The organism is Blautia faecis (assembly GCF_027662325.1).
GTDB lineage: Bacteria > Bacillota > Clostridia > Lachnospirales > Lachnospiraceae > Blautia_A > Blautia_A faecis.
Genome location: NZ_JAQDKY010000007.1, coordinates 25,662 through 40,240, shown reverse-complemented (window position 1 = coordinate 40,240; position 14,579 = coordinate 25,662). Strand labels below are relative to the sequence as shown.

General features: G+C 44.1%; 14 protein-coding genes. 13 read left to right on the top strand and 1 reads right to left on the bottom strand.

What is annotated here, in order from left to right:
• Positions 1 to 41: 41 nt before the first annotated feature.
• From PGQ38_RS05340 to PGQ38_RS05315, 6 genes are all read left to right on the top strand, one after another.
• Positions 42 to 1,112: a DUF1385 domain-containing protein gene (locus PGQ38_RS05340; protein WP_270430969.1), complete on the top strand. Its 1,071-nt coding sequence runs from the start codon at positions 42 to 44 to the stop codon at positions 1,110 to 1,112.
• Positions 1,109 to 1,978 (top strand): peptide chain release factor N(5)-glutamine methyltransferase, encoded by an 870-nt coding sequence (gene prmC / locus PGQ38_RS05335; RefSeq protein ID WP_270430968.1) that lies wholly within the window; start codon positions 1,109 to 1,111, stop codon positions 1,976 to 1,978. The genes PGQ38_RS05340 and prmC overlap by 4 nt, the downstream gene beginning before the upstream one ends.
• A 41-nt stretch (positions 1,979 to 2,019) precedes the next feature.
• The gene (gene prfA / locus PGQ38_RS05330; RefSeq protein WP_118578120.1) at positions 2,020 to 3,093 is read left to right on the top strand and encodes a peptide chain release factor 1; all 1,074 of its coding nucleotides are present in this window, start codon (positions 2,020 to 2,022) and stop codon (positions 3,091 to 3,093) included.
• Positions 3,094 to 3,158: 65 nt separating this feature from the next.
• Positions 3,159 to 4,076, top strand: a complete 918-nt coding sequence (locus PGQ38_RS05325; protein WP_195992894.1) for a sugar phosphate nucleotidyltransferase — start codon at positions 3,159 to 3,161, stop codon at positions 4,074 to 4,076.
• A gap of 112 nt (positions 4,077 to 4,188) precedes the next feature.
• Positions 4,189 to 5,535 (top strand): phosphoglucosamine mutase, encoded by a 1,347-nt coding sequence (gene glmM / locus PGQ38_RS05320; RefSeq protein ID WP_148461077.1) that lies wholly within the window; start codon positions 4,189 to 4,191, stop codon positions 5,533 to 5,535.
• Between the two features lie 2 nt (positions 5,536 to 5,537).
• The gene (locus PGQ38_RS05315; protein ID WP_270430967.1) at positions 5,538 to 6,623 is read left to right on the top strand and encodes a tetratricopeptide repeat protein; all 1,086 of its coding nucleotides are present in this window, start codon (positions 5,538 to 5,540) and stop codon (positions 6,621 to 6,623) included.
• Between the two features lie 103 nt (positions 6,624 to 6,726).
• On the opposite strand, the gene PGQ38_RS05310 is transcribed toward PGQ38_RS05315, so the two are convergent.
• A complete protein-coding gene (locus PGQ38_RS05310) occupies positions 6,727 to 7,611 on the bottom strand; it encodes a transglutaminase domain-containing protein (RefSeq protein WP_270430966.1) in 885 nt (294 codons plus the stop codon).
• A gap of 338 nt (positions 7,612 to 7,949) precedes the next feature.
• Between PGQ38_RS05310 and hflX the strand changes: the two genes are divergently transcribed.
• The 7 genes from hflX (at position 7,950) to PGQ38_RS05275 (ending at position 14,446) form a co-directional block, all read left to right on the top strand.
• Positions 7,950 to 9,185 (top strand): GTPase HflX, encoded by a 1,236-nt coding sequence (gene hflX / locus PGQ38_RS05305; RefSeq protein WP_118578125.1) that lies wholly within the window; start codon positions 7,950 to 7,952, stop codon positions 9,183 to 9,185.
• 178 nt (positions 9,186 to 9,363) lie between these two features.
• Complete coding sequence (locus tag PGQ38_RS05300; protein WP_270430965.1) at positions 9,364 to 10,395, top strand: M42 family metallopeptidase; 1,032 nt, start codon at positions 9,364 to 9,366, stop codon at positions 10,393 to 10,395.
• A 102-nt stretch (positions 10,396 to 10,497) separates the two neighbouring features.
• Positions 10,498 to 11,166 carry a response regulator transcription factor gene (locus PGQ38_RS05295; protein ID WP_118578126.1) on the top strand — a complete coding sequence of 223 codons (669 nt, stop codon included), beginning with the start codon at positions 10,498 to 10,500 and terminating at the stop codon, positions 11,164 to 11,166.
• Positions 11,163 to 12,146, top strand: coding sequence for a sensor histidine kinase (locus PGQ38_RS05290; RefSeq protein ID WP_270430964.1), 984 nt, complete (start codon positions 11,163 to 11,165; stop codon positions 12,144 to 12,146). Before PGQ38_RS05295 ends, PGQ38_RS05290 begins: the two co-directional genes overlap by 4 nt.
• 113 nt (positions 12,147 to 12,259) lie before the next feature.
• Positions 12,260 to 13,330: a PTS sugar transporter subunit IIC gene (locus PGQ38_RS05285; protein ID WP_204452658.1), complete on the top strand. Its 1,071-nt coding sequence runs from the start codon at positions 12,260 to 12,262 to the stop codon at positions 13,328 to 13,330.
• Positions 13,331 to 13,419: 89 nt separating this feature from the next.
• Positions 13,420 to 13,551 carry a FeoB-associated Cys-rich membrane protein gene (locus PGQ38_RS05280; protein ID WP_148461082.1) on the top strand — a complete coding sequence of 44 codons (132 nt, stop codon included), beginning with the start codon at positions 13,420 to 13,422 and terminating at the stop codon, positions 13,549 to 13,551.
• A gap of 241 nt (positions 13,552 to 13,792) precedes the next feature.
• Complete coding sequence (locus PGQ38_RS05275; RefSeq protein WP_148461083.1) at positions 13,793 to 14,446, top strand: hypothetical protein; 654 nt, start codon at positions 13,793 to 13,795, stop codon at positions 14,444 to 14,446.
• Positions 14,447 to 14,579 lie beyond the last annotated feature (133 nt).

Genomic DNA, 14,579 nt, shown 5'->3' with positions numbered 1-14,579 from the left:
GGTTGGGAAATCTCAACCTTTCTTTGTAACTGGAGGATAAAATGAAACCATCCAATATCGGTGGACAAGCTGTAATGGAAGGCATTATGATGCGCCATAAGGATAAATACTCCATTGCAGTACGACGTCCTGATAAAGAAATTGAAGTAAAAGTGGAAGATTATAAATGCATTTTCGGGAAAGCCAGGATCTGGCGGAAACCGATCATCCGCGGAATGGTAAGCTTTATCGATTCTCTGGTAACCGGAACGAAATGCCTTATGTATTCAGCTGAAATTGCAGGCGATGAGGAGGACGAGGAAGAGACCAGAAAGAATGCTGCTCTTTCTCCAGAAGAACTGGAAGCCAAGAAGAAAAAAGAAGACAAGGCATTTAAAGCCTTGCTCTATGTAACTGTGGCCATTTCTATTGTAATTTCCATTGCAGCCTTTATGCTGCTTCCTTATGCACTGGCCAGTCTTTGCCGTAAAGTAGGCGCTTCGGAAGTGGTGGTTACCATTGTGGAAGCGTTTGTGAAGCTGGGTCTGTTTATGGGATACATGATTCTGATCTCCAGAATGAAGGATATTCAGAGAACCTTTATGTATCATGGTGCTGAACACAAATGTATCAACTGTGTGGAAAATGGTAAGCCACTTACTGTGGAGAACGTGCTTGAGAGCTCCAGATTCCACAGACGCTGCGGAACAAGCTTTCTGTTCCTGGTTATGATAGTAAGTATTTTCCTACATTTTATTTTTGTACTGGTACCGTCTTACTGGTTCCGTCTTTTCGGCCGTCTGCTCATGGTACCTGTAGTATCTGGAATTTCATTTGAAATTATCCAGTGGGCAGGCAGGACAGACAGTAAATTTGCCTTGATGATGAGCAAACCTGGTATGGCAATGCAGAAATTTACCACAAAAGAACCTACAGCTGATATGGCAGAGGTTGCCATCAAGGCTGTGGAGGCTGTGTTTGACTGGAGAGCATATTTAAAGACAGAATTCAATCTGGATATTCCATATGAGAACAAAGAAAACGGTGATCTTTCCGCTGCTTCCGCGCAATCTGAAAGCGGGGACAGTGAAGAACTTACCGGGAATGTACCGGAAACGGGAGCTGCACAATGACTTCTCTGGAAACACTATTAAAAGAAGGAACCAAGGTTCTGGAACAGCATAAGATCCAGGAAGCCAGGCTGGATGCCTGGCTTCTTCTGGAGTATGTGACAGGAATGAACAGAGCTTTTTATTTCGCTCATTCAGATGATGGGATTGAAGAGGAAAAAGCGGACAGATACCGGGAGCTGATCCGAAAAAGAGCAGGTCATGTTCCCTTGCAGCATATTACCCACCAGGCATATTTTATGGGATTTGAATTTTATGTAAATCAAAATGTACTGGTTCCGAGGCAGGATACGGAGACATTGGTGGAGAAGGCTCTGGAAGTTATGAAGGGGAAAAAGACACCAGGGATTCTGGATATGTGCACCGGATCGGGGTGTATTCTTTTAAGTCTTCTGGCACTTACCGGGGATGCATATGGTGTGGGTGCTGATGTTTCCCCACTTGCTCTTCAGGTGGCAGATAAGAATGCGGTAAGCCTGGAAGTGTCAGACAGAGCTGTTTTCGTGGAAAGCGACTTGTTTTCGTCAGCTTTTTTTCAACAAAACACTGGCAAAGATATGCCTCAGTATGATATCCTTATTTCGAATCCCCCCTACATCAGAAGCGCAGAGATTGAAGAGCTTATGGAAGAAGTGCGGGATCACGATCCAAGACTTGCATTGGATGGCCATGAAGATGGTCTGTATTTTTACAGAAAAATCGTATCGGAGGGAAAGGCTTTCCTAAAGGAAAATGGCTGGATGCTGTTTGAAATCGGATATGATCAGGGCGAAGCTGTAAAGGCGCTGATGCGGGAAAATGGCTTTTTTGATGTACAGATTGTTAAAGACCTGACGGGACTTGACAGAGTTGTGTTGGGTAGACGATAGTTTTATATAAGTAAAGAGAAGAATATAACAGGAGGAAAACCATGTTTGACAAGTTGGACGATTTGCTCATACGTTTCGAGGAAGTTCTGAATGAGCTGGGTGAGCCAGATGTAACATCTAATCCAGATCGTTTCCAGAAGCTTATGAAGGAACAGAGCGACCTGCAGCCAATTGTGGATACCTATAAGGAATATAAGAAAAATAAAGAAACCATTCAGGACAGCCTTTCCATGCTGGAAGAGGAGAAGGATGAGGATATGAGAGAAATGCTCAAGGAAGAGCTTTCCGATGCCAAGAAGCGTGTGGAAGAGCTGGAGCATGAACTGAAGATCCTTCTTCTGCCTAAGGACCCTAACGATAATAAGAACGTTATCGTGGAGATCCGCGCCGGTGCCGGTGGAGATGAGGCTGCTCTTTTTGCAGCTGAGATTTACAGAATGTATGTAAAATATGCAGAATCCAGGCGCTGGAAAACAGAGATGATGAGCTTAAACGAGAATGGAATCGGCGGATTCAAAGAGGTTACCTTTATGATAAACGGTGCCGGAGCTTATTCCAGACTGAAGTATGAGAGTGGTGTACACCGGGTACAGAGGGTTCCGGAGACGGAATCCGGCGGAAGAATCCATACATCCACCTGTACGGTTGCAATTATGCCGGAAGCTGAGGAGATTGATTTCCATCTGGATATGAACGACTGTAAATTCGACGTATTCCGTGCTTCCGGAAATGGCGGACAGTGCGTCAATACTACAGACTCCGCAGTACGACTGACCCATATTCCTACAGGAATCGTAATTTCCTGTCAGGATGAGAAGTCCCAGCTGAAGAATAAGGATAAGGCGTTAAAGGTTCTTCGCTCACGTCTGTATGAGATGGAGCTGGCCAAACAGCATGACGCAGAAGCAGAGGCGCGAAGAAGCCAGATCGGTACAGGTGATCGTTCCGAGAAGATCAGAACCTACAATTTTCCACAGGGACGTGTAACAGATCACCGTATCAAACTTACACTTCACAGACTGGATAACATTCTGAATGGAGATCTGGATGAAATCATCGACAGCCTGATCGCAGCAGACCAGGCAGCGAAATTGAGCAATCTGCAGGAACAGTAAACTTAGAGCCTTTTTCAAACACGCTCTAAAACAACAATCATATGAAAAATGGGAGGGTATTACCTATGAAAAAAACAGCTCTTGTAATTATGGCAGCCGGAGTTGGAAGCAGATTTGGAAATGGAATCAAGCAGCTTGCACCAGTTGGACCAAATGGTGAGATCATTATGGATTATTCCATCAGAGACGCATTGGAGGCTGGCTTCAATAAAATTGTATTTATTATCCGTAAGGATCTGGAAGAAGAATTTAAAAGCACCATTGGTGCAAGAGTAGAGAAGATCGCAGAAGTTGCGTATGCATATCAGGAAATGGAGAAGCTTCCGGAAGGCTTTGTGAAACCGGCAGACAGAACCAAACCATGGGGAACCGGCCATGCTGTTATCTGCGCAAGAGAGTTCCTTACAGAGCCATTTGCAGTTATCAATGCAGATGACTACTATGGAAAGGAAGCATACGTAAAAGTACATGATTATCTGGTTCAGGAGAAGCCGGCAGATGATGTCCTGCATATTTGTATGGCAGGCTTCCGTCTTGGAAACACCTTAAGCGATAATGGAAGTGTTACAAGAGGACTTTGCCACATTACAGACGGCAAGCTTACAGGGGTTACCGAGACACACAACATTTTTAAAACAGCAGATGGCGCTGAGAGCCGCGAAGATGGACAGCCGGCAGAGAAGCTTGATTTAAATGAGCTTGTTTCCATGAACATGTGGGGACTGACTCCTGCGTTTATGGATACTTTATACGATGGATTTGTAGAGTTTCTTCAGAATGTAAAAGCTGGTGATATCAAGGCAGAGTATCTTCTTCCGGTTATGATCGATACATTGATCCAGAAGGGAACTGCCCAGGTGGATGTGCTTGAGACAAAGGATACCTGGTTTGGTGTAACTTACCAGGAAGATAAAGAGGTTGTGATCAAAGCCTTTAAAGAGCTTACCGAGGCTGGCGTATATCCAAACGGACTTTACAAATAAGATTATCGGATACTGTATATTGTAATTGTTTGCAGTTTTGCCTGAAAATATGGAAAAGAATGTATGATTCATATATGCTTTCAGGTGTAATAAGCAAGGAGGATAATTAGATATGGGAAAATATTTTGGAACAGACGGATTTCGTGGTGAGGCGAATGTTCAGCTGACAGTTGATAATGCGTTTAAAGTAGGACGTTATGTAGGCTGGTATTATGGACGTGACCATAAGGCGAAGATCGTAATCGGAAAAGATACCAGACGAAGCAGCTATATGTTTGAGTATGCCCTTGTTGCAGGACTTACCGCTTCCGGAGCAGATGCTTATCTTCTGCATGTAACCACTACTCCAAGTGTATCCTTTGCGGTTCGTACAGAGGATTTTGACTGCGGTATTATGATTTCCGCAAGCCATAACCCATTCTATGATAATGGAATCAAGCTTCTGAATGGAAACGGACAGAAGATTGAGGCTGAGATCGAGGAGCGTATTGAGGCCTACATTGATGGCGAGATCGAGGAGCTTCCTCTTGCACGCAAAGAAGACATTGGACGTACTGTTGATTTTGCTTCCGGACGAAACCGCTATATCGGATATCTGATCTCCATTCCAAGCCGTGATTTCAAAAATGTAAAAGTCGGACTTGACTGTGCCAACGGAAGCTCATCCGCAATTGCAAAAAGTGTTTTCGAGGCACTTCAGGCGAAAACTTATGTGATCAACAATCAGCCGGATGGAACTAACATCAATACAAACTGTGGATCCACCCATATCGAAGTCCTTCAGAAATATGTGATAGACAATGGCCTGGATATCGGATTTGCTTATGATGGAGATGCTGACCGTTGTATCGCAGTTGATCATCGTGGAAATATCATCGATGGTGACAAGATTATGTATGTCTGCGGTAAATATCTGAAAGAGCAGGGGAAACTGAATGGAAATACTGTTGTTACCACAGTGATGTCCAATATGGGACTTTACAAAGCTCTGGAGCGTGAAGGAATGCGTTATGAGCAGACTGCAGTTGGTGACAAATACGTTGCCGAGAATATGATGGCAAATAACTACAGCATTGGTGGAGAACAGTCCGGACATATTATTTTCAGCCGCTATGCAGCTACAGGTGATGGTATCCTTACTTCTCTTATGGTCATGGAAGCATGTGTAGATAAGAAGTCTACTTTATGTGATCTTGCCAAAGAGATGAAGGTTTATCCTCAGGTTCTTCGAAATGTACGTGTAGCAGATAAGAAGACTGCGCGTGAGAACCCGAAGGTGGTTGAAGCAGTCGAAGCGGCAGGAAAGGCACTTGGCGATTCCGGACGTATTCTGGTCCGTGAGAGCGGTACAGAGCCGCTGATCCGTGTTATGGTGGAGGCCGAGACAGATGAGCTTTGCCATCAGTATGTAGACAGTGTTGTGGAAGTAATGGAAGCCGAAGGGCTGATTGTTGGTTGAGAATGAAAATCAGAAAAACAGCATTAATATTGACAGCGGTCATGGGGCTTTCCCTTCTGGCTGGCTGTGATAATGAAAAACAGCAGATTTTTAAGGAAGCAGAGAAAGATCTGGAGCAGGGCAGCTATGAGTATGCGCTGGATGAATTTACTACTTCTGTGAATAATGGTGTGAAGCCTGCAGTGTCTTACCGCGGGATTGGAATCTGTCAGCTGCGTCTGGGAAATTATGAGGATGCCATTACTGCCTTTACCAGTGCTCTTGGCGAGGAGAAAGTAAGTAAAAGTATGGCCCGGGACCTGTATCTGTATCGCGCTACAGCACGTTTGCAGGCTGGGTATCTGGATGATGCCATGGCAGACTGTCAGGTGCTTGCCCAGAATTATGAGATGGATGCAGATGCCTGGTTTCTTACTGGAAAGGTTGCCCTGGAAATGGATGGCTATGATGAAGCTGCCTCTGATTTTGAGCAGGCATATGGGGAAGATTCCAGCTATGACCGGGCCATCCAGATCTACGAGACGTACCTGGATAAGGACATGGAAGCGGATGGAACCAGGTATCTGGAGGCTGTTTTGTCCACAGAGGCAAAGGGAGCAGAGGATCTTTGCAGCCGGGGAAGAATCTATTACTATATGGGAGATTATACCAATGCCCAGAAGGAGCTGACAGATGCTTCCAATCAGGGAAGTACAGAGGCACTTCTGGTTCTTGGAATGGTCTATGGCGCTCAGTCAGATTACGCAAATGCCCGTGCAATGTACCAGCAGTATATCAATCAGAAGCTGGATGATACGTCCGGGAATCAGACACAGACTGCCGCACAGGGATACAATGGACTGGCAGTGTGTGATATGGCAGAAGGAAGCTATGATTCTGCCCTGGAAAATATCAGCAGCGGAATTACCATTGCTTCCGATGATGAAATGCAGAGCTTGTTATTTAATGAAATTGTAGCTTATGAGAAGAAACTGGATTTTTCTACAGCACAGGAGAAAGCTGTATCTTATGTCGGAATGTATCCGGAGGATGAAGAAGCTGCGAAAGAGCTTGATTTCCTGAAATCCAGGACTGGAAGTAATGAATAGGAAACAGAGTAGGCTCCTGAAGTTATTTTTATAATTATAAAAAGGATTTGAAATCTGAGGCAATATTGAATGCCGGATTTCAAATCCTTTTTTGGTAATACTCTCAGACTTTTTTTACATAAAGGCGGTTGCCTCGGTACATAGGGCGGCCGTTCACGCCACTGAGATCGTAGGACATTGCAAAGTAGGAATCCACGCTGCTTACAAGCGCCCAGTCAGGATCATAGATCTTTCCACCAATTTCAGCCCAGCCGTGACCGCCGGAGCAGATTACATAAACTTTTTTCATTCCTACAGCGTTTGCAAGGTAGGCGAAAGCTGCTGCATAGGAAACACAGTCACCTCGTCCGCCGCGGAAAAACATATCTTCGGCGAAATCCTTTTCCCAGTCCTGTGTATTCCTGAATTCACGCCAGCAATAGTAGGTGTACTGCTTCTTGACGTAATCAAAGCTGGCACGGAGGCGCTGCATTTTGTTCATTCCTGGTCTGCTGATCTTTTCTACAATCTTGTTCGCTTCTGTCATTAGCTTCAGCTTGCGCAGGTTAGAACCGGATTTGCTGGCACGTCCGGAAGCATCAAGGGCGATACCATTTATAGTGGTGGAGGTCAGCATGTATGCGCCGGTGGTTCCTGTGCTGATACGGAAAAAGTAGTAATTATTTTTGATTTTTTTCCAGCCGTAACGCTGAATTCCATTTTTGTCAAAAAAGTAATAGCGGGATCCGATTTTGACCTTGCCTTTGACTTTCTTGCCGCGGGCATTGTAATAGTAGTGGCGGCCTTTGCTGGTCTTCCAGGTACCAGAAGAGGAACTGGAAGCCTGTCCCTTACCGGAATGGGGCTTCTTATTGGTGTCAGTGGAAGAAGATTTCGCAGTTTGGGAAACAGATGTCCGAGCAGCTGCCTGGGTGGGAAGAGTACCTGTCAGGAGTGTACAGGACAGGCAAAGGCATGCTGCAAGAGTTTTGAGATTTTTCTTTTTCATAGGTTCCTCCTTTTTGGGTCTTTTACTATTATTATATACTATATGAGATCTGAACTGTAGTTGTTGTTTTCAGATTTGAAATATGTTACTGTTCACTCCGTTCACAGTAACGCGCTTCGCGATGCACAGAAATCATGCATTCGCATGATTTCGCGCCGCAATTCTCGAGTTTTCTGTGAACTATGTTCACAAAAAACGCCTCGCGGAACGTTACCAGTGAACAGTAACTGAAATATACCTCTCCCAAAAGGAATGGGTTTGTGTTATACTCTAACAGATGATTTTCAGATAGAAAAGTAACTGAAAGTTAGTTTATGGATGATCCGGAAGGAGGATTTATGGAATATATTGAAGAAATACAGGAGCAGGTGATTCTGGTTGGCGTTCAGCTGGACGAGAACGACAATGTGAAAGAATCCTTGGATGAACTGGAGGAGCTTGCAGATACTGCCGGAGCCCAGACAGTGGGAAAAATTATCCAGAACCGTGAGACTGTACATCCTGGAACTTATATTGGAAAAGGAAAGATCGAGGAGGTACGTGCTCTTATGCTGGCCACGGATGCTACAGGAATCATCTGTGACGATGAACTTTCCCCGGCACAGATGAACAATCTGGAGCATGAGCTGGAATGTAAGGTAATGGACAGAACTCTTCTGATCCTTGACATTTTTGCAAAACATGCCACTACCAGCGAGGGAAAGATTCAGGTTGAGCTTGCACAGCTCCGTTACAGAGCATCCAGACTGGTAGGACTAGGTGCGTCTTTGTCCAGACTTGGAGGAGGAATCGGAACCCGAGGTCCTGGAGAGAAGAAGCTGGAGAGCGACCGACGTCTGATCCGAAAGAGAATCACAGCGCTGAAGGAAGAGCTTTCCCAGGTAGAGAAGCACAGAGAACTGCTCCGTACCGGACGTACCCGGGGAAAGATGAAGACTGCGGCGATCGTGGGCTATACCAATGCGGGAAAATCCACTTTACTGAACACTTTGACAGGCGCAGGTGTTCTTTCCGAGGACAAGCTTTTTGCCACTCTGGATCCGACTACGCGGGCTCTGACGCTGGATGACGGACAGCAGATCCTGCTTACCGATACGGTTGGATTTATCCGTAAGCTGCCACACAATCTGGTTGAGGCGTTTAAGAGTACGCTGGAGGAAGCCAGGTACGCGGATTACATCATTCATGTGGTGGATTGCTCCAATCCCCAGGCGGTGCAGCAGATGGAAGTGGTTTACGACACTTTGCAGGAGCTGGAAGTTCAGGGGAAAAAGACCATTACATTGTTTAATAAGGTGGATATGGGAGCGGCTATCCGTATGCGCGACAGCAATGCAGACCACACTTTGAAGGTATCTGCGAAAACAGGGGAAGGCCTTGAGGATTTAAAGGCACTTCTGGGGAAAATTCTTTCCGAAGAGCAGATTTATGTGGAAAAGCTTTTTACCTATCAGGAGGCTGGCAAGATCCAGCTGATCCGGGAATATGGGCAGCTGCTTTCGGAGGAGTACACAGATACTGGAATTCTGGTGAAAGCCAGAGTGCCGCAGGAAATTCATGGGAAGCTTATGTGACGCAGCCAGACCCGTGGAACTGGCAAAAAGTATGGGCTATAAAGTTATCACATTTGAGGATAATAAGTAAATATAATGTTATCGCTTAAAAGTAATTTCTGTGAAGTGCATTGCTATACAAAAAGTGAAGAACGATAGATGATAAGATTAAAATTCGTAAGAAACAGGAGAGAATATCATGGGAAAATACACAGATTATGTTATGAAAACAGCACAGGATCTGCTTGCAGTGCCAAGCCCAAGCGGCTTCACACACATGGCAGCCGAATTTGTGAAAAAAGAATTTGAGAATCTTGGCTATAAGCCTCAGATTACCAAGAAGGGCGCTGTGCTCGTAAAGCTTGGAGGAAAAGACGATGAGAATGCAGTGGTTCTGGCAGCTCACATGGATACTCTTGGCGGAATGGTCTGCCAGATCATGGACAACGGACATCTGAAACTGACTAATATCGGCGGTATGAATCCAAACAATGCAGAGGCTGAGAATTGTAAGGTTTATACAAAGTCCGGCAAAGTATATGATGCAACTTTCCAGCTGGAGAATGCGTCTGTTCATGTAAACGGCGAGTATAGCGATACCAAACGTACTTATGAGACGATGGAGACCATTCTTGATGAGCCGGTGAAGAATAAAGAGGATGTGAAAAAACTTGGAATCATGACAGGCGATTTTGTCTGCTTTGATCCAAGGACAGTTGTGACTGAGAGCGGATACATCAAGAGCCGTTTCCTTGATGATAAATTCAGCACTGCTATTCTTCTCGGCTATGCTAAATATCTGAAAGAGAAAGAAATTCAGACAGAGCGTACCATTTATGTACTGATCACTTCTTATGAGGAAGTGGGACATGGTGGATGTGCCGCTATCCCAGATGGAGTGACAGAGATGATCTCCGTAGATATGGGATGTGTTGGAAAAGGCCTGGAATGTGATGAAACCATGGTTTCAATCTGCGCTAAGGACAGTATGGGACCATATGATTACCAGGTGGTTTCCGGTCTGATCAAGGCTGCACAGGAGAATGACATTGCGTTTGCTGTGGATGTGTATCCTCATTATGGCTCTGATGTGGATGCGGCACTGAAAGCAGGCTATGATATGAAGCATGGTCTGATCGGACCGGGAGTTTACGCATCTCATGGATACGAGCGGTCACACAGGGATGGAGCGAAGAATACACTGAAATTACTGAAGGCATATTTAGGATAAAAGTCCTGCGCGGTAGCGCTAAAGGCGCGGAACAATCGACTTTCATTTGGGGTGATGTCTGCGCAGGCAGACATGTCCGTTTAGAAGAAAACTTGATTAAAAATGTATAAAATCTTAATAATAGAAGATGACGAAATTATTGTACAGATAGTAAAGCGACATTTGGAATCCTGGGGATATGAGGTCTTTCAGATCGAAGATTTCACTCATGTGATTCAGGAGTTTGTGCAAAAAGATCCACAGCTGGTGCTGCTGGATTTGAAACTGCCGTTTTTTAACGGTTTTCATTGGTGTGAGGAAATCCGCAAAATTTCACAGGTACCAGTGATGTTTCTGTCTTCAGCGGCTGACAATATGAATATGGTAATGGCCATGAGCCGGGGTGCAGATGATTTTATCGCGAAACCTTTTGATCTGGATGTGTTAACTGCGAAGGTGCAGGCTGTGCTTCGCAGAACCTATGCCTTTGGTCAGAACAACAGTCTTCTGGAAAGGGGCGGCGTAGTGCTGAATCCTGGAAATGGGACGATTTCAGTGGATGGAAAGCTTGCAGACCTGACGAAAAACGAATTGAAGATATTGCAGATACTATTTGAACATCAGGGGCATGTTGTATCCAGAGAGTCGATTATGACAAAACTGTGGGAGAGCGACAGCTTTGTGGATGACAATACTTTGACAGTAAACATCACAAGAATCCGTCGGAAGCTGGAAGGTCTGGGTGTAGAGAACTTCATTATCACCAAAAAAGGCCTGGGGTACATGGTATGATTAAATATCTGAAAACCAGATGGAAAACAGGTGTTTTGGCTTTACTTATGGCAGCGGTAACGGCTGGAATCCTTTTTCTGTATGATATTCCGCTGGAGCCTGTAGGTTATGTGGCGGTTTTTGAAATGCTGCTGACAGGCCTGGGGCTTATGTGGGATTACCATAAATACCGGAAAAAGCAGGAAAGTCTGCTTTACATAAGAGACTGCGGCAATTTTTCAGAAGAATATCTGGAGGCTCCGGAGAATGAAAATGAGGCTATTTACCGGGAAATCTGCCGTAGTCTGGATGAGAAGAGAATAGAGGCTGAAAATCAGAGAAGTGCTTTTGGTACAGAATTGACAGACTTTTATACGCTGTGGGTTCACCAGATCAAAACACCTATTGCTGCAGCAAGACTGCTTCTTCAGGAAGAGAAGCCCAGACCTCAGGAGATTCTGAATGAGCTTTTTAAGGTGGAGCAGTACGTGGAGATGGTGCTGGGGTATCTTCGAACGGAGGATATGGCTTCAGACATCCGATTTGAGGAAATGGATATGGATTCTCTGATTCGTGAGCAGATTCACAAATTTGCCAGAATATTTATTGGGAAAAAGCTTTCTCTGGAGTATCAAGAGGTATCGGAAACGGTGCTTACAGATGAAAAATGGCTTGGCTTTGTGTTGGGACAAATTTTATCAAATGCACTGAAATACACAAAAAAAGGAAAAATATCCATCTATATGAGCAAATCCAGGCCGCATACGCTGGTGATCGAAGATACTGGAATTGGAATCCGTGCCGAAGATTTGCCCCGGGTTTTTGAAAAGGGGTTTACTGGCTATAATGGACGTGAAGAGAACAGGTCTACTGGAATTGGGCTTTATCTTTGCGGAAAGATTATGAAAAGGCTGGATCACGGAATCAGGATAGAGTCGGAGCTTGGAAAAGGGACGAAGGTATTTCTTGAACTGGGAAGGAAGAAGATGGATCTATATTAGAGCGTGTTCGGAAAAAACAATCTCGCAGTCTGCATGCCCCACTTTTCGGTGTATTTTGCAGATTGCAAGATTAATTTTTTACATGCTTTAGATGGTGGGGACAAGGAGAGAGTATGAAAGCGATAAAGAAGGTTTTAAACAATATTTTTATTGATGGTTTAAGCGGAATGGCTTTGGGGTTGTTTTCTACTTTGATCATCGGAACTATTTTGAAACAGATTGGTGATTTGATGGGCGGTACATATGGCACTTATTTAAGTGCATTTGCAGTGGTTGCCCAGAGGCTTACAGGTGCCGGAATCGGCATCGGTGTTGCGTATAAATTCCGGGAATCTACTTATGTGCTGTTGTCGGCTGCGGCAGCAGGAATGATTGGGGCTTATGCATCAAACCTTATTGCAGGAACCCTGTTGTCTGATACAGGGGCATTAGTGTTATCCGGTCCTGGGGAGCCTCTTGGAGCGTTTGTGGCTGCATATGTGGGAATTACGATTGGGAGGCTGGTTGCCGGAAAAACAAAACTGGATCTTCTTATTACACCAGCAATCACCATCCTTTCCGGTGGTGCTGTAGGGATACTGGTAGGACCGGGAGTATCAAACTTCATGACATGGCTTGGCAATCTGGTAAACTGGGGAACTGAGCAGCAGCCAATCTTGATGGGAATTGTGGTTTCTGTCATTATGGGAATGGTACTGACTTTGCCAATTAGTTCTGCAGCTCTTGGAATTATTCTGGGGCTGAATGGCGTGGCAGCGGGTGCGGCAACGATCGGATGCTGCTGTCAGATGGTTGGATTTGCAGTGACAAGTTTTAAGGATAATGGCGTGGGCGGTCTTTTTGCCCAGGGAATCGGAACCTCCATGCTGCAGATCCCTAATATTATGAAGCGTCCGCTGATCTGGCTGCCTCCTACACTGGCATCTGCTATTTTAGGCCCAATTGCCATTATCGGGCCTTTCCATATGACAAACAATGCGACAGGCTCCGGAATGGGAACCTCAGGTCTGGTTGGACAGATCATGACTTACCAGACTATGGTGGCAACAGAATCACCGGTGCTGGTAATTCTGAAAATTGTATTGTTCCACTTCCTACTTCCGGGACTGTTATCCTATGTGATTTACCGCGGAATGCGAAATATGGGATATATTAAAGACGGACAGATGAAGCTGAATGTGTAAGGAATATAAAATAAATATTGACATCTAATGAATGTTAGAATATACTAACAACATAAAGGAGCTTATAGGTAATCTGAAAGGAGTATCATATGGGAACAGTAGTTGTTGGTGCTATCGTAGTCGTAATAGCAGGTCTGGCAGTGAGAAGTATTGTGAAGGATAAAAAAAGCGGAAAAGGCTGCAATGGTAATTGTGGAAGCTGCGGCGGACACTGCCACTAAGATGTGAATGAGGCACTGGTATTTTACATAGCTGGTAAATAAGAAGATGAGGAAACTGCTGTATTGGAGAAATCTGATATGGCAGTTTTTTTATTGATAAAAAACAGAATGTGACAAACCCGCAAAAGAATTGCGCACACGTTTTGGCACAGATTGTAAATGGGTATAAACTGTTATAAAATCAAAAATGTATATATATATTGTATTCTGTAATGTCCATATCATGAAGGGAGTGTTGAAAATGAAAAAGTCACTAAAAAAAATAATAACGGTTGTGCTGACATTTGCTATGATGTTTGCAATGACCGTGCCTGCTTACGCAAAAGAGGTATTTAAAATTCTTAAGACAAATGCAACTATTTATTCTTCTAAAACTATGGAAAATCGCAGATGCTACAATCCGGATGAACTTATTGCCTACATTGGAAAAAGAAAAGTAGTTGTGGAATCCAGTAATACAAAAGTTGCAACTGTAAAGATAAAGGATAATGCTATTTGGGCTACGCCCCAAAAAGCTGGCACAACAACTATTACTGTGAAAACTGAACGGGAAACTTACAAATGTACATTTACCGTGTATAAATATGTAAATCCTGTTTCTTCTGCAAAGGTGGGAAAGCTCACAATTAAAGGAACTGCTTTTAAAAAGAATGCAATTTATAATCTGCGTTATTCCAAATATAAAAATAAGAGTATCGCATTTAAATTTAATCTGAAAAAAGGTTGGAAACTCAGAGGGGGAATATCGTATGCAAGAAGTAACTGGGGTGTAGCAAAGATGTCACCAAATGGCAGCAAAATAAAAGTTGCAGGAGGATCTGGATTTCTTGCTGTTGCATTGGCTGAAAATATCAAGACGGGGCAGAGAGAAAGAATACACATATATTTCAAATAAATTGATAACTTTCAACGTATGGCACTGAACTGCTATATAATTTGTGTGGAGATATAATTTGAAAAGCGTTTTCCGAAATCAAAATATGAAAATCGGAAAACGCTTTTTGTTTAATCTGGCATCTTAATAAAAA